The 17447-nt window shown below is 63.6% G+C and carries 19 protein-coding genes and 1 riboswitch; of the genes, 8 read left to right on the top strand and 11 right to left on the bottom strand.

Features of this window, described 5'->3' with window-relative positions:
- Positions 1-11: 11 nt before the first annotated feature.
- Positions 12-266 carry a DUF3263 domain-containing protein gene (locus QWU44_RS10030; protein ID WP_370915543.1) on the bottom strand — a complete coding sequence of 85 codons (255 nt, stop codon included), beginning with the start codon at positions 264-266 and terminating at the stop codon, positions 12-14.
- Positions 267-300: 34 nt separating this feature from the next.
- Here QWU44_RS10030 and QWU44_RS10025 point away from each other — a divergent pair, with 34 nt between their 5' ends.
- Positions 301-990: a peptide deformylase gene (locus QWU44_RS10025; RefSeq protein WP_370915542.1), complete on the top strand. Its 690-nt coding sequence runs from the start codon at positions 301-303 to the stop codon at positions 988-990.
- A gap of 2 nt (positions 991-992) precedes the next feature.
- Complete coding sequence (locus tag QWU44_RS10020; RefSeq protein ID WP_370915541.1) at positions 993-1991, top strand: GNAT family N-acetyltransferase; 999 nt, start codon at positions 993-995, stop codon at positions 1989-1991.
- Here the strand turns inward: QWU44_RS10020 and QWU44_RS10015 are convergent.
- Entirely contained in the window at positions 1978-2601 is a 624-nt protein-coding gene (locus tag QWU44_RS10015; RefSeq protein ID WP_370915540.1) for an RDD family protein, read from the bottom strand. The genes QWU44_RS10020 and QWU44_RS10015 overlap by 14 nt on opposite strands.
- A gap of 86 nt (positions 2602-2687) precedes the next feature.
- On the opposite strand from QWU44_RS10015, the gene QWU44_RS10010 reads away from it, so the two are divergent.
- The gene (locus tag QWU44_RS10010) at positions 2688-3494 is read left to right on the top strand and encodes an exodeoxyribonuclease III (protein WP_370915539.1); all 807 of its coding nucleotides are present in this window, start codon (positions 2688-2690) and stop codon (positions 3492-3494) included.
- A gap of 5 nt (positions 3495-3499) precedes the next feature.
- Positions 3500-4981: a phospholipase D-like domain-containing protein gene (locus QWU44_RS10005; protein WP_370915538.1), complete on the top strand. Its 1482-nt coding sequence runs from the start codon at positions 3500-3502 to the stop codon at positions 4979-4981.
- On the opposite strand, the gene QWU44_RS10000 is transcribed toward QWU44_RS10005, so the two are convergent.
- On the bottom strand, positions 4962-6218 hold the full coding sequence (locus QWU44_RS10000; RefSeq protein ID WP_370915537.1) for a multidrug effflux MFS transporter: 1257 nt from the start codon (positions 6216-6218) through the stop codon (positions 4962-4964). The two genes, QWU44_RS10005 and QWU44_RS10000, sit on opposite strands and share 20 nt — an antisense overlap.
- A 166-nt stretch (positions 6219-6384) precedes the next feature.
- Between QWU44_RS10000 and QWU44_RS09995 the strand changes: the two genes are divergently transcribed.
- The 4 genes from QWU44_RS09995 (at position 6385) to QWU44_RS09980 (ending at position 11665) form a co-directional block, all read left to right on the top strand.
- Positions 6385-8697 (top strand): beta-glucosidase, encoded by a 2313-nt coding sequence (locus QWU44_RS09995; RefSeq protein ID WP_370915536.1) that lies wholly within the window; start codon positions 6385-6387, stop codon positions 8695-8697.
- Between the two features lie 109 nt (positions 8698-8806).
- Positions 8807-8927, top strand: a riboswitch (TPP riboswitch).
- A complete protein-coding gene (gene thiC / locus QWU44_RS09990; protein ID WP_198736803.1) occupies positions 8925-10628 on the top strand; it encodes a phosphomethylpyrimidine synthase ThiC in 1704 nt (567 codons plus the stop codon). (Overlaps the previous riboswitch by 3 nt.)
- Before the next feature lie 133 nt (positions 10629-10761).
- On the top strand, positions 10762-10962 hold the full coding sequence (locus QWU44_RS09985; protein ID WP_370915535.1) for a hypothetical protein: 201 nt from the start codon (positions 10762-10764) through the stop codon (positions 10960-10962).
- Positions 10910-11665 (top strand): hypothetical protein, encoded by a 756-nt coding sequence (locus QWU44_RS09980; protein ID WP_267173854.1) that lies wholly within the window; start codon positions 10910-10912, stop codon positions 11663-11665. The genes QWU44_RS09985 and QWU44_RS09980 overlap by 53 nt, the downstream gene beginning before the upstream one ends.
- Before the next feature lie 3 nt (positions 11666-11668).
- Here QWU44_RS09980 and QWU44_RS09975 read toward each other — a convergent pair whose 3' ends face one another.
- The 8 genes from QWU44_RS09975 to QWU44_RS09940 all read right to left on the bottom strand — a co-directional run bounded on the left by QWU44_RS09975 (position 11669) and on the right by QWU44_RS09940 (position 17349).
- Positions 11669-11869, bottom strand: a complete 201-nt coding sequence (locus tag QWU44_RS09975; RefSeq protein WP_370915534.1) for a hypothetical protein — start codon at positions 11867-11869, stop codon at positions 11669-11671.
- 127 nt (positions 11870-11996) lie between these two features.
- Complete coding sequence (locus QWU44_RS09970) at positions 11997-12761, bottom strand: multidrug ABC transporter permease (protein ID WP_370915533.1); 765 nt, start codon at positions 12759-12761, stop codon at positions 11997-11999.
- 3 nt (positions 12762-12764) lie between these two features.
- Positions 12765-13751, bottom strand: a complete 987-nt coding sequence (locus tag QWU44_RS09965; RefSeq protein ID WP_370915532.1) for an ABC transporter ATP-binding protein — start codon at positions 13749-13751, stop codon at positions 12765-12767.
- A 321-nt stretch (positions 13752-14072) separates the two neighbouring features.
- On the bottom strand, positions 14073-14837 hold the full coding sequence (locus tag QWU44_RS09960) for a thiazole synthase (RefSeq protein ID WP_370915531.1): 765 nt from the start codon (positions 14835-14837) through the stop codon (positions 14073-14075).
- A gap of 2 nt (positions 14838-14839) precedes the next feature.
- A complete protein-coding gene (gene thiS, locus QWU44_RS09955; RefSeq protein WP_370915530.1) occupies positions 14840-15082 on the bottom strand; it encodes a sulfur carrier protein ThiS in 243 nt (80 codons plus the stop codon).
- A complete protein-coding gene (gene thiO / locus QWU44_RS09950) occupies positions 15066-16172 on the bottom strand; it encodes a glycine oxidase ThiO (RefSeq protein ID WP_370915529.1) in 1107 nt (368 codons plus the stop codon). The genes thiS and thiO overlap by 17 nt, the downstream gene beginning before the upstream one ends.
- Positions 16169-16816: a thiamine phosphate synthase gene (thiE, locus tag QWU44_RS09945; RefSeq protein WP_370915528.1), complete on the bottom strand. Its 648-nt coding sequence runs from the start codon at positions 16814-16816 to the stop codon at positions 16169-16171. Before thiE ends, thiO begins: the two co-directional genes overlap by 4 nt.
- Positions 16813-17349 (bottom strand): NUDIX domain-containing protein, encoded by a 537-nt coding sequence (locus QWU44_RS09940; RefSeq protein WP_370915527.1) that lies wholly within the window; start codon positions 17347-17349, stop codon positions 16813-16815. Before QWU44_RS09940 ends, thiE begins: the two co-directional genes overlap by 4 nt.
- Positions 17350-17447: the final 98 nt, after the last annotated feature.

Genomic DNA, 17447 nt, shown 5'->3' with positions numbered 1-17447 from the left:
AAGGAGTTATCTTAGCTGCTTTTGATCCTCTTACGTGATTCGGCTCGCTGGTCGCGTATCCGCCGCAGCCTCGCAACGAGTGTCGGATGGGCCGCAGCGGCCGCCGGTTCGTCGAGAAGCAGGTTGAGACGCTGGTAATAACGCACAGCGCTTATCCCCAATGTTCGGGCGATGGCTTCTTCCCTGGCCCCGGGGGAACGGGGTGCATTCTCCGCGAACGCCAGCAACCGGGCATCGAACTCGGACAACTGTGTGGAGGCGGGCATGGCTCCAGTCTAGAGGTGAACTAAACTCCCGGGTATGACTGTCCGACCCATCGTTATCCACGGTGACCCGGTGCTGCATAACCCGACTGCACCCGTCACCGAGTCGCCCGCCGAACTCCAGGAACTCATCCGCGACATGTACGAGACCATGGACGTCGCCCACGGCGTCGGTCTCGCAGCCAACCAGATCGGCGTCGGTAAAAGGCTCTTCGTCTACAACTGCCCCGATATCGAAGGCCCCGAGGGCTCCGAGAAGCCCCAGGCTGACATCGATGCCAACGGTGGCCCCATCCGGCGTGGTTGCGTGATCAACCCGGTACTCGAAACCTCCGAGATACCCCAGTCCATGCCCCGTGACAACGGCGACGATGACGAGGGGTGCCTCTCCGTCCCCGGAGAAACCTTCCCCACCGGACGAGCCGACTGGGCACGAGTCACCGGAACCGACGCCGAGGGCAACGAAATCAGCATCGAGGGTTACGGACTCTTCGCTCGCTGCCTCCAGCACGAGGTCGGCCATCTCGACGGTTTCCTCTACACCGACACCCTCATCGGCCGGCACCGTCGCGCCGCGAAGAAGACCATCAAGCGCAACGGGTGGACCGAAGCCGGGCTGACCTGGATGCCCGGAGCAGATGCCGATCCGTTCGGACACGATAGCCACGACCGGGACGACACCGTCGACGCGGACGTCCCCCCGGCACTGCGCAGGACCACGGACTAGCCGTGCCACAACGTGCCCCGCGGCCGGGCGATCGTGTGATCGTCCGCCGCCATCTCCCGGATACCCCGGGCCATCTCACCGATGTCATCGGGCACGTGGTGTCCCTCGATCCGCTGGTTGTGCGCCCCCAGTCGGTCGGTGGTCTTCCCTCCGATGCTCCGACGGTGACCATCCCGGACGAGTTGGTCCAGGTCTGCAAAGTGCTCCCACCCCGGCGGGTACGCAACAGTGACATCCGCGCGGTGGAGACCGCGACCGCCGCCGCTTTCCCGGGGATTGAGCACCGCTGGTCTGGCCAGTGGTTACTGCGTGCGGGCGACGGCATCACCGAGCGTTCCAACTCTGCGGCACCTTTGGGCAGGTCTGCCGGATTGAGTGAAGTTCCACTCGCGGAAATTGAGGCCTTCTATGCGGAGCACGACCTTCCGGTGAGGGTCCTGATACCTGACCGGATCGGGAACCCCGCGCGCATCGCATGTGCTGGTCCAGCGTGGCGGACGGGCCCGGAGATCGTCGTGATGACCCGACCACTGAACGATCTTCCTTCCCTGGACTTGCCGGACGGAGTCGCACACCGTGTGGACGAACAACCCGACGACGAGTGGCTGACGCTCTACCACTTCCGGGGGCGCCCACTCCCCGAACACGCACTTAATCTCCTGCGCACGCGCATCGACGGCCGGATGGGATTCGGTCGGCTTTTGGATGTCACCGGTCGGACCGTTGCAATCACCAGGGGCACGATCACCTCATCCGGGGATGGTCGTACCTGGCTTGGCTACTCCGCCGTCGAGGTTGCCGCCGACCACCGCCGCCGGGGCCTTGGAACACAGCTCGGCATAGCGATGCTGCACTGGGGCGCGGAGAACGGAGGCGACATGGCGTACCTGCAAGTGTTGGCAGCCAACACCGCCGGGATCAGGCTCTATGACAAATTGGGCTTCGTCGAACATCACCGGCATCGCTACGCTGAACTCGATCCGGAGCTCACCTCCGGATGATGACGCGGGTCCGGGAGGAACGGTCGTGCGGCCCCATTCCGTAGGCGTCGAGTTTCGCTGACCCGGCCAGCCACATGCCAACCGCGAGCGCCGCGACCGGCCCTACGACGGGAATCGCCGGGATAAACAGCCACAGGTTGCGGCGCGCCGCCTGACTCATCGTGACCGGACAGTCTGCGGGCCCCGCAACCCGAAGACCAAGCAGTCGTTTCCCCGGACCGCCGCCATTCACGTCCCCGATGACTTGCCAGAGCCAGAACGGCAGTGGCCCGGCCAGAAGTGCGAGGTACCAGATCCAGTTGCCGGTGGCAATGGCGACGCTGACGGTGAGAACCAGGTAGAGCGTCGAAAAAATCGCGGCATCCAACGCGAGCGCCGCGACCCGTAATCGGACCGGAGCATTGAGCAGGTCCCGGCGACCGGTTTTCAGCCCCGGGGCGAAGGCGCTGAAGCACTCCACCTGATCATGTTCGACGGGTGCGGTGAAGGGGGTAGCGATCACGGTTCGCATGCACTGCGCACGGTACAGCGCACCCGGGACCAGGTTCTTCATCCGATTCCGGGGGCCGTCATCGGGCCGACCCGGATACGTACCGTCAGGAAAAGTCATCGTGCCGTTCACCTCTCTCACCTGATGAACGTGTCGGCACTTCACCAGGTTCCCGGAAAAGTCGTTGACGGCTAATCTCTCTAGGTATGCGCATTGCCACGTTCAACGTCAATTCGGTTCGTACCCGGGCCGACCGCATGGTCGATTTTCTGATCCGCCACGATGTGGACGTCCTGGCGGTCCAGGAGACGAAGTGCCGGGACGACCAGTTCCCCTACCTACCGTTCGAACAGGTCGGTTACGAGGTGGCGCATGTGGGGTACAGCCAGTGGAACGGAGTTGCTCTGCTTTCCAGAGTCGGCTTGACGGATGTCACCGATCATTTTCCCGGTCAACCCGGGTTCGCGAAGGACGCTACCGCCGACCAGGTGATCGAGGCACGTGCCGTCGGCGCGACATGCGGTGGAGTTCGGGTGTGGAGTTTGTACGTCCCCAACGGCCGGGAAATCGCTGACCGCCACTACGAGTACAAACTGCGGTGGCTCGATGCCCTGGCAGTTCACGTTCGGGAGGCCCTGACCGATGACCCCGAGATGAAGCTGTTGTGCACGGGGGACTTCAACATCGCACCCACCGACGGCGACGTATGGGACCGCCGCTTCTTCGACGGCAAAACCCACGTCACCGAGCCAGAGCGGGCTTTCTTCCAGCAGCTCACCGAAGCCGGTCTGACGGAGACCACGCGACAGTTCACCCCCGGCGAATACACCTACTGGGACTACAAGGCGATGCGGTTCGGGCGCAACGAAGGTATGCGCATCGACTTCCACCTGGCCAGTCACCCCCTGGCGCACAGTGCCCGAGCGGCATTCATCGACCGGGACGAGCGCGCCGGTGACGGGGCCTCGGACCATGCCCCCGTGATCGTCGACTACACGGTCAACGGGGATTAGACAGGATGCCCAATGTACTCGGCTACCTGACTTCGCTGGAGTGGTGGCAGTCCGCAGGACTCCTGCTCGACTATGCCGTCAAGATCATTGCGGTGGGAACCGTCGCACAGGACCGGAAACCCAGTTCCTCCTCCGCCTGGCTGCTGGCAATCCTCTTCGTACCGGTCATCGGGCTTCCACTGTTCCTGATGATGGGAAGCCCCTACATCAACCGTCGCAGGCACCGCATCCAGATGGAGGCACAGGCGATGGTGGGTTCAACGCTCACGGAGGCCCCCACTCTTCCCGAAGGCGCGGAGCTCTCTGACGAAGTGGCCTCGGTGATGCGTCTCAACGACAGGCTCACGGATCTACCCGCGGTGCACTCCCGGTTCCACGGTCTCTACTCCGATTACCGGGAGTCCATCACTGCGATGGCCGCGGCTGTCGACGCCGCCGAGTGCACGGTCCACGCCCAGATCTACATCATCGCCTGGGATGACACCACGGATGTTTTTTTCCGCGCATGTCAACGCGCCGTCGATCGTGGCGTCGATGTCCGTCTCCTTTTCGACCAGGTCGGGAGCTGGAAGTACCCCGGGTACCGGAAACTCGGCGGAAAACTCACCGAAGCAGGCATCGACTGGCATCTGACCATGCCCCTGAAACCCTTCCACTGGAGGTTCCGCCGCCCGGACCTCCGCAACCACCGCAAACTCCTCATCATCGACGGACGAACGGGGTTCATCGGCTCGCAGAACATGATCGAACCCGGATACCTCTCCCGCAGGAACCACCGCTCCGGCCGAGAATGGGTGGATCTCATGATTCAACTGTCCGGCCCCGTCGTTGAGGCGATGGAGATGATCTTCGCCGTCGACTGGTACCAGGAAACCGGGACGGTCCTCGAACTCCCGCAGACCTCGGACACCGGACCAGCGGCGGGCACTGAGATCGTCCAACTCGTGCCTTCAGGCCCCGGGTACGTCACCGAACCCAACCTCCGGCTGTTCAACTCGATGGTGCACCACGCCAAAGAACATCTGATCCTGTGCAGCCCGTACTTCATCCCGGATGACTCCCTCATGGAGGCGATCCTCACCGCCTGCTACCGGGGCGTCCGGGTCGATCTGCTGGTCAACGAGGTCTCCGATCAATTCATGGTGGGGCACGCCCAGGCCAGCTACTACAAGATGCTCATCGAGGCGGGGGTCCACATCCACCGGTACCCGGCCCCGATGATCCTGCACAGCAAATTCGCCCTCGCCGACCCACAGGGCGACACCATCGGAGTTCTCGGATCATCCAACATGGACATGCGCAGTTTCGGCCTCAACTATGAGGTCACCCTGATGGTCACGGCCGGGGAGATCGCCCAGAAACTCAGCGATCTCGCGGACGTGTACCTCGGACGGTGCACGGAACTGACTTATGAACAATGGTCCCGGCGCGGACTCGGGAAACGCTACCTGGACAACGCGATGCGGCTCACCGCGGCTCTGCAGTGACTATCCGCGTCAGGCGACCCGCAACAAGCGCCCCGCACAACGACAGCCCGACGCTCACCGCCACCACGATTCCCAGCGCCACCACGGGTCTGCCGCCGAGTCCGACGAGCGGACTCACCGCACCGGCAACGAGGAACTGGCAAAAACCCATCACCGCTGACCCGAGTCCCGCGTGGGAACGGACAGCAGACACACCCAAGGCCGTCGCGTTACCGAAGATCCCGGGCATGTGCCCCAACGCAATGAACAGGGTGCCCAACACCACCGGAAGATGCCCACCAAACAACAGCGCGTCACCAAGCAACACCAGTCCGCAGGCAAGAACCACACCCCCTGCCACCCGGAGCACTGACGCGGGTTCGAATCTGCGAACCAAACGGGAGTTCACCAGGGAACCGGTGACGAGCGCAACGGAGTTCACCGCAAACACGATCGAATACAGTCGCGGACTCATCCCGAAGTGGTCGATGAACACGAGCGGGCCAGCGGCGATATAGCCGAAGAGCACACCGGCAGCCGCCGCGAAACTCACGGTGTAGGCGGTGAACAGCCGGTTCGATGAGACCACTCGGACACCAACAGTAAACGTTGCCCAACCGCCACCCCCAGGTCTCCGGGGCTTCGACTCCCCGACGACCAGTAACGCGACGATGACCTGGACACCGGCGACGACCGCGAGAATCCAGAACAGGCCACGCCACCCGATCGGTTCCACCAGGAGGCCCCCCATCAACGGGGCGATGACGGGCGCAATCCCCATCATCGCCATGAGTAGCGAGTACGCCTGCGCCGCCCGCCGCCCCTCAGCCAAATCCGCGACAATGGCCCGGGCCAGTACGACACACGCCCCATTCGCCAGCCCCATCACCGCACGTACTGCCACGAGAACAAAGACCGACGGGGCGAGTGCAGAAGCGACGGCGCACACAACGGAAAGCACCGTCGCCACGATGAGTGGAGGACGCCGACCCGTCACATCAGACAAGGGGCCGATGACCAGTTGTCCCACCGCCATGCCGACCATGAAGGTCATCAGTGTGAACTGCGCCCAGACCGTTGTCGCACCGAGATCATCCCGCAACGTCGGCAGGGCAGGTAAGTACATGTCGATGGCGAAGGGCCCCGCCGAGATCATCAGTGCAAGGGCTGCAAGTAGCCCTGCACCAAGTTCCGGACCTCCCGGTGCACCACGCCTCATGCCATCACACTTCTTCCCGTCTGTCACACGATTCAACACCGCGACAGTCTAACGCTGTACGGCGCAGACAGTCGGAGCACAGGAGCGCTTCCATTTTTCCCCAAATCAACGGAAATGTACTGCTCATCCCCGATTCCCCACCAGCCGCAACGGTTTTCATGCACACTATGTGCTACCTGTTCCGCTCCCCTTTTGAGGAGACCACATGCGCATCATCCCACACCGCCTTCCCACCCGTACGACGGCCGCATTGCTGGCCACCACGGCTGTCCTTCTCGGGACCACCCCCGCAGTAGCCCAGAACTCCACGGGAACAGCGCCCGTGGACTGTTCCCCGTGGCTAGACCCATCCGTCGAGCCCGAGGAACGTGCGGACAGGGTGATTGCGGAGATGACGCGGGAGGAGAAATCCGCCGTCCTCACCGGCATGGCCGCCTACCTTCAGGGGTGGGGTCCGGAGTTCGCCGGTCGTACCTACGGGGTCGAACGTCTCTGCCTGCCACCGGTGAAGTTCACCGACGGTCCCGCCGGAATCGGCAATGGCGCATCGGGGGTCACCCAGTTTCCCTCCCATCTCAATCTCGGTGCGACCTTCTCACCCGAGCTCGCACAGAAATATGCGGCAGCCATCGCAACCGAGGCACGCGGCAAGGGTGCCAACGCGGTCGCCGGTCCCGCCATCGACATCGCCCGTGACCCCAGGTGGGGCCGTTTCTTCGAGTCCCCCGGCGAGGATCCCCTCCTCGTCGGCGATCTCGGGGCGGCGGAGGTAACCGGTACCCGCTCTGCCGGGATTATGGGGGTCGCCAAACACCTCGGCGCCTACACCCGCGAGAACGGCCGCAACACCAACGCCAGTGACGTCACCGTCGATGAGAGAACCCTCCAGGAGATCTACCTAAAACCCTTCGGCAGGGTTGCGGATGCCGGCGTCTCCTCGGTCATGTGCAGCTACTCCCAACTCAACGGAACGAAGAACTGCAACAACTCCTACCTGATGAATCAAGTGCTGCGCGGTCAGTATGGCTTCAACGGCTTCACGGTGAGTGACTGGTACGGCCAGCACAACACCGTCGCCTCCGCGAACGCCGGGCTCGACATGCAGATGCCTGACTCGTGCTTCTATTCCGATCACCTGTGGTCCACCGTGGACTCGGGCGCGGTGTCCGATACTCGCGTCAACACGATGGTGCACAACGTCATATCCGAGATGTTCCGTTCCGGCATCGTGGACTCCCCGCCCACCGGCACGCAGGACACCGTGGTGACAGGACCGGAACACCGGGCACTCGCCCGGGACATCGCGGCGAAATCACTGGTCCTGCTACGCAATGACACCGTTCTCACGAACTCAGGCGAACACCCCGTGCTCCCCGTCGACGACTCCGTCCACACCATCGGGCTCATCGGCTCCGGTGCGGGTCGGGACGCACTCGGGTCAGGAGGTGGCTCCGGCCACGTCATCGCCGACGACATCGTCACTCCCTTCGAGGGGCTCTACTCCCGTGCCCTGGGCACCAGCACCGAGGTGCACTACACCGACGGCAACTACCTGCCCACCGTACGGAAACTCGCCGCAAACTCCGACCTCGTGATCGTCGTCATGCACCGGCACATCACCGAATCCGTCGACAACACCGATTTCCGGTTCGGATTGCACCAGCGCAACATCATCCGCACCGCGTTAGAGGCCAACAAACGAGTCGTCCTCGTGACCAACACGGGAGGACCCGTCGACATCAACGGATACGGGGATAATATCCCGGCGGTACTCGCAGCGTTCTACCCCGGACAGGAGTACGGCGATGCACTCGCAGACATCATCTTCGGTGACGTCAACCCCTCCGGTCACCTCCCGGTGACCTGGCCACTGTCCCAGGATCAGATGCCCACCACCAGCTCATTCGGTTCAGGTGTGTTCACTGAGGGAACCGGCGTCGGGTACCGGGGCTATCAGCAGCAGTCCATCACACCACGCTGGTGGTTTGGCCACGGTCTGAGTTACACCACCTTTACCACGGACGATGTCCACGCGACCGGACCAAATTCCGTCACCGCGACAGTCACCAACACCGGGAACCGCCACGGCACCACCGTCGTCCAGGCATATGCGGTACGCGACGGAATCCGCGAACTCGTCGGCTACAGCAGGGTCGAGATAGCACCGGGTGAAACCGTCGATGTCGACATCACCATCCCAGACAGTGCCCTCGCACTCTGGGACCCGGACACGCGTCAGCTCGTTGTTCCCGGCGGGCCGGTGGAAATTATCGTCAGTGAATCTGCGGGCGGCGACGGTCCCTCCACCACGCTGATAACGACAGGATCCGTGTTCGGTGCTCCAGTTCCCGACGCCCCGACGTGGGCGACCATCGGAAACGGTGACCCCGCGCAAGAGAACGCGGACAGAATGGCATGCATGAACAGTGCCTCCATGGCGGGGTTCATCGGCATGGCCAGCTACTTCGGCATGCCACAGAAGGAGCAGGCGTGGACTCCCGTGACGGACAACCCCTGACTTTCCCGAAAACGGACTGCAGGGTGGACACAAGGCCACCCCGCTCAGGGGGACACAGTCCCCGACACCCGATCCATGTCACCTGACGCTTGTTAGACTCGTGCGCACAACCTGTCAACCACGGGAGCGTGGCCCCAACCACGCTGAGAGGGCACCTGAATCACCGGGGGTGCCGACCGTTTCGAACCTGTCCGGATAATGCCGGCGTAGGGAGAGGAAATACAGTCATGCGCTCACGCACGCCCAGAGTAAACCCGAAAACCGCACCTCCAACCGAGGGGCAGGTCACCACAGGGCCGATTTACCGGAGCGAGAAGATCTACAACGAGGTCGACTTCCAGGGCACCACCCTGCGGGTTCCCGCCCGACGCATCAACCTGACCAACGGTGACCATTTCGACGTGTACGACACCTCCGGTATTTACACCCACACCGATCCGGAGCTGAATCTGAAGGAAGGGCTGGCAAAGATCCGTGACTCGTGGCCGCACCCCGATGCGGTCCCTGCTTCTGATGAGCACCCGGAGCTGAAGGTGCGGACCCAGTTGGCGTGGGCCCGTGCCGGGATCGTCACCCCGGAGATGGCGTTCATCGCCCACCGCGAGGGCTTCGACCCCGAGACCGTTCGCGAGGAGGTCGCGGCAGGTCGCGCGGTGATCTGCGCGAACCACAACCACCCGGAGATCGAACCGATGATCATCGGCAAGAAGTTCGCGGTGAAAGTCAACGCCAACATGGGAAACTCCGCCGTGACCTCGTCCATCGCGGAAGAGGTGGAAAAGATGGTGTGGGCGACCCGCTGGGGCGCGGACACCATCATGGATCTGTCCACCGGGCGGGACATCCACGAGACCCGCGAGTGGATCTTGCGCAACTCCCCCGTGCCGGTCGGTACCGTCCCGATCTACGAGGCCCTGGAGAAGGTCAAGGGTGATCCCACGAAGCTGACGTGGGAGATCTACCGGGACACCGTGATCGAGCAGTGTGAGCAAGGCGTGGACTACATGACCGTTCACGCCGGTGTGCTGCTCCGCTACGTCCCGCTGGCCGCGAACCGGGTCACCGGCATCGTCAGCCGTGGTGGTTCGATCATGGCGGCCTGGTGCCTCAACCGGCACGAAGAATCCTTCCTGTACACGCACTTCGTGGAGTTGTGCGACATCCTCGCGAAATACGACGTCACCTTCTCCCTCGGCGACGGACTACGCCCCGGTTCCATCGCTGACGCGAACGATGAGGCACAGCTCGCCGAGCTGCGCACGCTGGGTGAGCTGACGAGGGTCGCTAAGGAACGTGGGTGCCAGGTGATGATCGAGGGTCCGGGACACGTCCCCATGCACAAGGTCGCGATCAATGTGGAGTGGGAGGAAGAGTGGTGTGAAGAAGCGCCGTTCTACACGCTCGGCCCCCTCGCCACGGACATCGCACCCGGTTACGATCACATCACCTCCGCGATCGGCGCCGCGATCATCGGGCAGGCAGGGACCGCCATGCTCTGCTACGTCACCCCGAAGGAACACCTCGGGCTACCCAACCGGGATGACGTGAAGATCGGTGTGATCACCTACAAGATCGCCGCCCACGCAGCGGACCTGGGCAAGGGGCATCCGCGCGCCCAGGAGCGTGACGACGCCCTGTCCACCGCGCGATTCGAGTTCCGGTGGCACGACCAGTTCGCACTGGCCCTCGATCCGGACACCGCCCTCGATTTCCACGACGAGACACTGCCTGCGGAACCCGCGAAGACGGCGCACTTCTGTTCGATGTGCGGACCGAAGTTCTGCTCGATGCGCATCTCCCAGGATGTGCGCGAATACGCGAAGCAGCACGGACTGGACAGTGTAGAGGCGATCGAAGCCGGTATGCAGGAGAAGTCGAAGGAGTTCGCGGAATCCGGCGGGCGCGTCTATCTTCCAATCAGCGCGACGTAGAAAGCACGGGGCATAGACCACCTCTTCAGCTTCCCAACCCAAGATTCTCGAACAGATGGGGGTAACCCGTCCGGGTACTGTGGTGGAATAATTCAGGTAAACGACCAGAGCAATCGAGAAGGGAGCTGCCACCGTGGCCATCACCATCAGGAAGACCAACAATGCAGAACTCCAGAAGCGTCGACGAGAGTTGACCGACAAGCTCGAAGCTCGCATGACGTACCGGGATTACCGTGATCTGGCGCGATTGGGTCTGTTGTCCCCCGAGGACATGCAGGTCTATGAGGAGCTCCAGAGAACGGAGTTCCTCCTCGGCATGCCGCGTCGTGGATAGTACCGGGTTCTATACCTGGGCCGAGAGGTTCTTCCAAGAGCGCGAAGAGCTCCTCGTGCGGGTTCTACCCTTCACACCGAAAAGCGTGGTCGAGGTCAACGAGGATGAGTTGACGGCCAGCGCTGTTTTAGAGGTGGAACTGGCCTACAGCGGCCCGGCCCTCCCCGTGAACTCGGAATCGACCTGCCCCGGCAGCGATCTGTACAGTGCCAAGATCACCTACCAGGCCGGTCTAGACCGTTCTGCTACCTTTCCGGTCATCGAGAACTCCTCATTCCAGATCCGTGCAGCCAAATCTCCGGCGGTCAGATTCGAGTATGAGCGACACAAGACCTCAGTTCCTGCCGCTCATATCCATGTCCACGGGGTCGGTGGTCTGTTGAGCCCGGGGCTCATGCGGAACGGGAAGAAAGGGGTCCGCAACGGCGACTGGCAGTCCCTTCATCTCCCCGTGGGCGGCCACCGATTCCGACCGTCGATGGAGGATTTCCTCTATTTCACGATCAACGAATGCGGCTTCCGCGCAAAAGAAAATTGGGAGGCCACGTTGCTTTCCGCGCGCCGAGAGTGGCTCGACACCCAGTGCAGAGCCGCTGTCCGCGACTCCCCCGAAGTGGCTGTCGAGGCTCTGAAACAACTCGGCTACACGATCACACCGCCAGAGACACCGCAGGATCTCCCCCAACGACATGACGGCTGGTGAACGTCACCGGCGCCTGATGCTCCAGCGCCGGTAGCCCTCCCCGCAGAAGCCGAGGAGTCCGGCAACACAGATGATGAAGGGTAGCGCGGCCCACCTGCCGTCGGGCACTGCGAACAGGATGGCACCCAGTCCGATGACGCACAGCACGAGCACGAGGATCTGCGCGTTGAGTGCGCGGTCGGACATCGACTGGAGCTTGTTCACTACGGGCACCGGTCCTTTCTCGGTCTGTAAGGGCACCCTCCACGTTAGAGGACTCATCCTTGTGGATATGACACAACCCGGCACCCCTGTGAGGTGCCGGGTTGTGTGGTGGGTGTGCTCGGGCCGGTCAGGCGTCGCGGGTATTCACCAGGAGGATAGCCACGATCAGGAGTCCGAACGCCCAGGCAGCGAAGTACCAGATACTACCGGTGACCCCCCAGGGGGCCTCGGTCGCCTGATTGTTGACGAAGGCGTTGAAGTTGTTGAACGGGGCGTACTTGTAAATCGTCTTGCCGATCTTGGGAACCAGCAGGTTGATCAGATTCTCCACCGCGAAATACCACAGGAAGAGGATCGAGATGGCCCCCGCGGTCTGTCTGACGACCCAGGCCACGGCCTGGGCAAACACGACGAGCAGCACCGCTGCGAGCGGGTAGGACCACATGATCCGGCGGCTGATGTCCCCGCCCCAAATGTCGAGGGTCGCGGCGGAGGCGTCGGATGCGACGAGTTTCGCGCCGTAGAGGGCTCCGAGTACACCGATGAAGGTGAGAACCGCGGCGATGACCGTGTACAGCAGGAGCTTCGCGATGACGACCAGTGTCCGGTTCGGGCACGCCTGGAACGTCGAGTGGGTGACCAAGTGGCGGTACTCCCCGGTCACGACCATCACGGCCTGGATCATCAGGACGAGGAACCCGAATGCGCCGATCCCGGACACCAGGATCTGCGGCAGGAGGATCGCGTTCTCCTGCCCATCGAACTGGGCCGCACTGTAGACGTAGAGCACGGACGTACCGACGCCGACGAGGAAGAAGATCGCGGTCGTCCACCAGAATGCCTTGGTGGTGCGGAGTTTGATCCACTCCGCGGCAAGGATGTTGGGAAACATGTGTCAGTTCTCCTCGTTCAGCTTCTGGGCGTCCGGCGTCGGTACGGTCCCCGGGATCTCCGGCTGCCCCGGGGTGTCACCGGTGTGATACTGCTGGGCGTGGCCGGTCATTTGGAGGAACGCCTCCTCGAGGGACGCCTTCCGCTCGGTGAGTTCGTTGACCATGATTCCGGTGGAGTACGCGAGGGCGCCGACGAAGTCGGTGGTCTGATCGTCGATGATGATGAGCGGTCGCTTCTCCTCATCAAGGTCTTCCCGGTAAGCGATATTCTCCTCCTCAAGGACCGTCGTGAACTCCTTGTACTGCTCCGTACGCATCAAGACGGAGGAACGCGATGACTGTTTGATGAAGTCGTAGGTGGAAGAATCGGAGACGAGCTTTCCACGCCCGATCACGATGAGATGATCTGCTGTCATCGCCATCTCGGACAGCATGTGGGAACTCACCAGGATGGTACGGCCTTCCCCTGCCAACGCCTTGAGGAAATCACGTACCCAGCGGATGCCCTCGGGGTCCAGGCCGTTGACGGGTTCATCGAGAAGCAGGACGCCCGGATCACCGAGCAGCGCTGTCGCGAGACCGAGCCGCTGCCCCATGCCCAGGGAGAAACCGCCGGTCTTCTTGCCTGCAACATCTGCAAGACCCACGAGGCCGAGAACCTCATCGACCCGACGCTTCGGGATCCCGTTCGATTTTGCGATCCACTTCAGGTGGTTCGCGGCACTCCGGTTCGGGTGGGTCGCCTTCGCGTCGAGAAGCGCCCCGACCTCCCGGAGCGGATTCTTCAGTTTGCGGTAGGGCACACCGTTGATGGTCGCGGTGCCCGCAGTAGGCTTGTCGAGCCCCAGAATCATCCGCATCGTCGTCGACTTGCCCGCCCCGTTCGGCCCGAGGAAGCCCGTGACCACCCCGGGATTGACAGAAAAGGTCAGATCATCGACGGCGCGGACCTGGCGGTACTTCTTGGTCAGGCCGGAAACTTCAATCATGTCCACCAGTCTGACACAGGAAACGGAAACCGGCGCGGACCACCCCGAGATAACCGAAAGATCACACCCGGTAGCGCATTCCATGGTGCGCCATATTTCTCATTCAGGGGTTCGGGTAAAGGGTAGTGAAAAGCTTGACGGCAAACGCTCCTTCAATCACGTGTCTGTCATTATGACAATCCGGCGTCAACCATGTTCTGGATGCGGCGAGACGGCTGCCTGAATAACAGCCGGACGCTCTGTGTCGCGGATGTACAGTTCGGATCGGACCCAGGATTCCCGTCAGAGATCACCCACCTGCTGGAAACCACGACAGAAACATCACACCGGCGGTGCGGTCGGAGAAGACGCCTGCGACCAGAACCGCTTCGGGATACGCCCGGCGCACCGTGCCAGGTGGCCGGATTCGACGGCGAGTTTCATAGCGCGGGCCATCATCACCGGATCATCGGCGCGGGTGACGGCGGTGGCGAGGAGGACCGCGGAGCAGCCGAGCTCCATGGCACGCGCCGCGTCGGAGGCGGTGCCGATGCCCGCGTCACAGATCACCGGAACACCGGCGACGGAGGTGATCATCTCCAGGTTGTGTTCGTTGCGGATTCCCAGCCCGGTGCCGATCGGTGCGGCCAGGGGCATCACCGCGGCGCACCCGGCTTCCTCCAGTTGACGGCAGAGGATGGGATCGTCGTTGGTGTAGGGCAGGACGACGAAGCCGTCGTCGACGAGTTGCTCGGCGGCGTCGAGAAGCTCCACACCGTCGGGCAGGAGCGTCCGGTCGTCGGCGATGACCTCCAGCTTGATCCAGTTGGTGCCCAGCGCTTCCCGGGCGAGACGAGCCGTGAGGACGGCTTCGGCGGCGGTTCGGCAGCCGGCGGTGTTAGGGAGGACTTCCACGCCGATGTCATCAAGCATCGCGAGGAGCCCGGTGTGCCCCCCAGCGTCGACACGGCGCATGGCGACAGTGGTCATCGCCGTGCCGGAGGCCACGAGCGCCTCGCGGAGGACCTGCTGATTGGCCGCCCCGCCGGTGCCCATGATCAGGCGCGACGTGAGTGTCTTTCCAGCGATGACGAGTGGCTCCGACACGGCTACCCTCCCTGGACGGCGGTGAGGATGTCGATCTGCGCAGCATCAAGCTGTCTGATCGTCTCGTCCCAGCGTGCGGCGGGCACGACAAGGCCATTGACGGCGACGGCGAAACCACGGTCGGTCTCGGAGCGCTCACGGACGAGGTGGCGGATGGTGGTATCGGGAGTGAGGTCGCGGGGGGCACCGTTGACGGTGACTGCGCGTGGTCCGTCGTTGGGGATAGGTTCAGTGAACTGGCTCATGTACTACTCCTGGCAGGGTGGGTCGGTCCGGCCTGGTGAGCCGGGTGATGTCGAGTGGCGTTCCGCGCACCTCGGCGAGGACGGCGTCGGCGGTGATGGCGGAGAGCAGGACCCCGTTGCGTCCGTGCCCGCAGGCGGCGATGAGGCGGCCGTCACCGAGAGAACCGATGACCGGGACATTGTCTGGGCTGTAGGGGCGCAGCCCCGCGATCACTTCGTCAAACACGTAGTCGTCGATTCCGGGGAACACGAGTGCCGCGTCGTCGAGGAGCTGCCGGATGCCTCCCGCCGTGGGTGCGGTGTCGTGGCCGTGCTCGTATTCGGTGGCACCGACGGCCACTCCCCAGGCACGAGGCACGAGGTAGAGGGGTCGGCCGTGGACGCGGGCACGGATCGTACGGGCCGGGGCGGGCTGTGATCCGGGTTGTCTACGCAGGCGCACGACCTCGCCCTTGACCTCGCGGATGTCGAGGCCGAGAAGTTCCCGGGCGCCCGCACCTGCCGCGACGACGACACGCTCACCGGGGATGTCCGTCAGGTCGGTCACCATCTGCTCCACCCTCCGGACACCGAGACGGTCGCAGGCCTCGGTCAGCCGGTGGAGCAGAACGCGGTTGTCGACGGCGTGTTCCTCCGGGCACAGTATCCCGGCGCGCAGGCCCCGCCGCAGCGCGGGTTCGAGCTGGCGCATCTCCCGTCGACTGATGCGGCTGAGGCGCCCCGGGTAGTGCGATTCCACGAATCCGAAGGTCCGCTCAATGTCGGTGGCGTCCGCGTCATCCGCACCCGTCAGGATCGTGCCTGTTCCGGTGACGATGTCGTCCGCACCGCCGACCGCGAGGTCGGCGAGCAGTTGTTCCCAGGAATCGAGGGACGCGACCCCGAGGTGGAGCATCGTCTCCTCCCCCGGCCAGGCTTCGGTGAGTCCGCCGAGCATGCCGCCGGCGACCCATCCGGCCCCGTCGCGGGGGCTCGCCGATGGCGCGTACAGCGTGACGTCGGCTCCGGCGTGGGCCAGGCGGAAGGCACAGGCCAGGCCGATGACGGATCCGCCGATGATGCTCACGGGAGCGCCGTCGATGGAGATCATCTCCCAGCCACCACCGCTCTGAGCGCACGGGTCGCCGCCGCCGGGTCAGTGGCGTCCGCGATGGCGCGGACCACCACGAGGCGGCGCGCACCGGCTGCTATCACGTCTGCGGCATTGTCGGGGTTGATGCCGCCGATCGCGAAACAGGGTTTGTCTGTACCTGTGGATGCCGCGTACCGGACGAGGTCGAGACCGGTGGCGGCGCGTCCGGGTTTGGTGGGGGTCGCCCACACAGGTCCGGTGCAGAAGTAGTCGATCTCCGGGTCGTCGATGGCAGCATCGACCTGGCCCGGGTCGTGGCAGGATCGTCCGATGATCACCTGCGGGCCGACGATATCTCTGGCTACGGCGACGGGGAGATCCTGCTGGCCGAGGTGGAGAACATCCGCACCGGCGGCGCGGGCGATATCCGCCCGGTCATTGACCGCGAGCAGGGTGCCGTGCCGGTCGCAGATCTCACGGAGCGCGGCGAGGAGGTCGAGTTCCTCCGCCGCTTCGATCCGGGGGTTCTTCTGCCGGAGCTGGATGATGTCAACCCCGGCCGTGCACGCGGCTTCGGCAAGGCCGGTCAGACCGGAGGTTCCGTCGGCGCGGAATCGGGCATCGGTCACTAGATAGAGATGTGCGTTATCGATGGTGGTCACCGGTTGTCTCCCAGGAGTCGGGCAAGTTCTTCGCGTAGTCCTGGCCAGGACGCGGCGAAGGCTGGCATGAGATTCAGATCGGTGACCTCGTCGACGGGGACCCACCGGAGTTCCACCGATTCCCGGTTGACCTGAGTCGGCAAGGGTTGGCCGACTCTGCCGACGACGGTGGTGTAGGTCCAGCCACCGGGAAGCTCCGGGCGCTCGGGGTCGGCACCGTGTGGCCCTGTGGTGACCAGTTCTCCGAGTACTTCGACGCGATCTGTGTCGATGGCGCACTCTTCCTCCGCTTCCCGGAGAGCAGCCTCGGAAGAGGACTCGTGGGAGTCACGCGCTCCGCCCGGAAGAGCCCAGGTACCACCGTTCGCCGTCCATTCGGCACGGTGCTGCATGAGGACACGTAACGGATGTGCATCCCCTCCACCAGACTCATCGGAACCATCCGCCACGAGCAGCAACCCGGCCGCACCGTGGACTCCCCAACAGCGTGTGCCCTGTGGCCCCGCGGACCAACCATTGCCGTCACCTTTCATGCCCCCCAACAGTAGTACCGCCGTCGGTGCCGGGGGTGACGGAATCTGCTACGCCACCGCAGTGCCAGTGAAACCGCACACAGGTCGGTTATTCTTGT

It is taken from the genome of Corynebacterium sp. CCM 9203 (assembly GCF_041357675.1).
Classification (GTDB): domain Bacteria; phylum Actinomycetota; class Actinomycetes; order Mycobacteriales; family Mycobacteriaceae; genus Corynebacterium.
The sequence above is the reverse complement of the archived record's forward strand: the minus strand, read 5'-3'. Positions and strand labels throughout refer to the sequence as shown.

Coding starts and splice junctions, on each gene's coding strand:
- QWU44_RS10030 (WP_370915543.1), bottom strand. CDS start 266: ATGCCCGCCTCCACACAGTTGTCCGAGTTCGATGCCCGGTTGCTGGCG.
- QWU44_RS10025 (WP_370915542.1), top strand. CDS start 301: ATGACTGTCCGACCCATCGTTATCCACGGTGACCCGGTGCTGCATAAC.
- QWU44_RS10015 (WP_370915540.1), bottom strand. CDS start 2,601: ATGACTTTTCCTGACGGTACGTATCCGGGTCGGCCCGATGACGGCCCC.
- QWU44_RS10010 (WP_370915539.1), top strand. CDS start 2,688: ATGCGCATTGCCACGTTCAACGTCAATTCGGTTCGTACCCGGGCCGAC.
- QWU44_RS10005 (WP_370915538.1), top strand. CDS start 3,500: ATGCCCAATGTACTCGGCTACCTGACTTCGCTGGAGTGGTGGCAGTCC.
- QWU44_RS09995 (WP_370915536.1), top strand. CDS start 6,385: ATGCGCATCATCCCACACCGCCTTCCCACCCGTACGACGGCCGCATTG.
- thiC (WP_198736803.1), top strand. CDS start 8,925: ATGCGCTCACGCACGCCCAGAGTAAACCCGAAAACCGCACCTCCAACC.
- QWU44_RS09980 (WP_267173854.1), top strand. CDS start 10,910: ATGAGGAGCTCCAGAGAACGGAGTTCCTCCTCGGCATGCCGCGTCGTG.
- QWU44_RS09970 (WP_370915533.1), bottom strand. CDS start 12,761: ATGTTTCCCAACATCCTTGCCGCGGAGTGGATCAAACTCCGCACCACC.
- QWU44_RS09965 (WP_370915532.1), bottom strand. CDS start 13,751: ATGATTGAAGTTTCCGGCCTGACCAAGAAGTACCGCCAGGTCCGCGCC.
- thiS (WP_370915530.1), bottom strand. CDS start 15,082: ATGAGCCAGTTCACTGAACCTATCCCCAACGACGGACCACGCGCAGTC.
- thiO (WP_370915529.1), bottom strand. CDS start 16,172: ATGATCTCCATCGACGGCGCTCCCGTGAGCATCATCGGCGGATCCGTC.
- QWU44_RS09940 (WP_370915527.1), bottom strand. CDS start 17,349: ATGAAAGGTGACGGCAATGGTTGGTCCGCGGGGCCACAGGGCACACGC.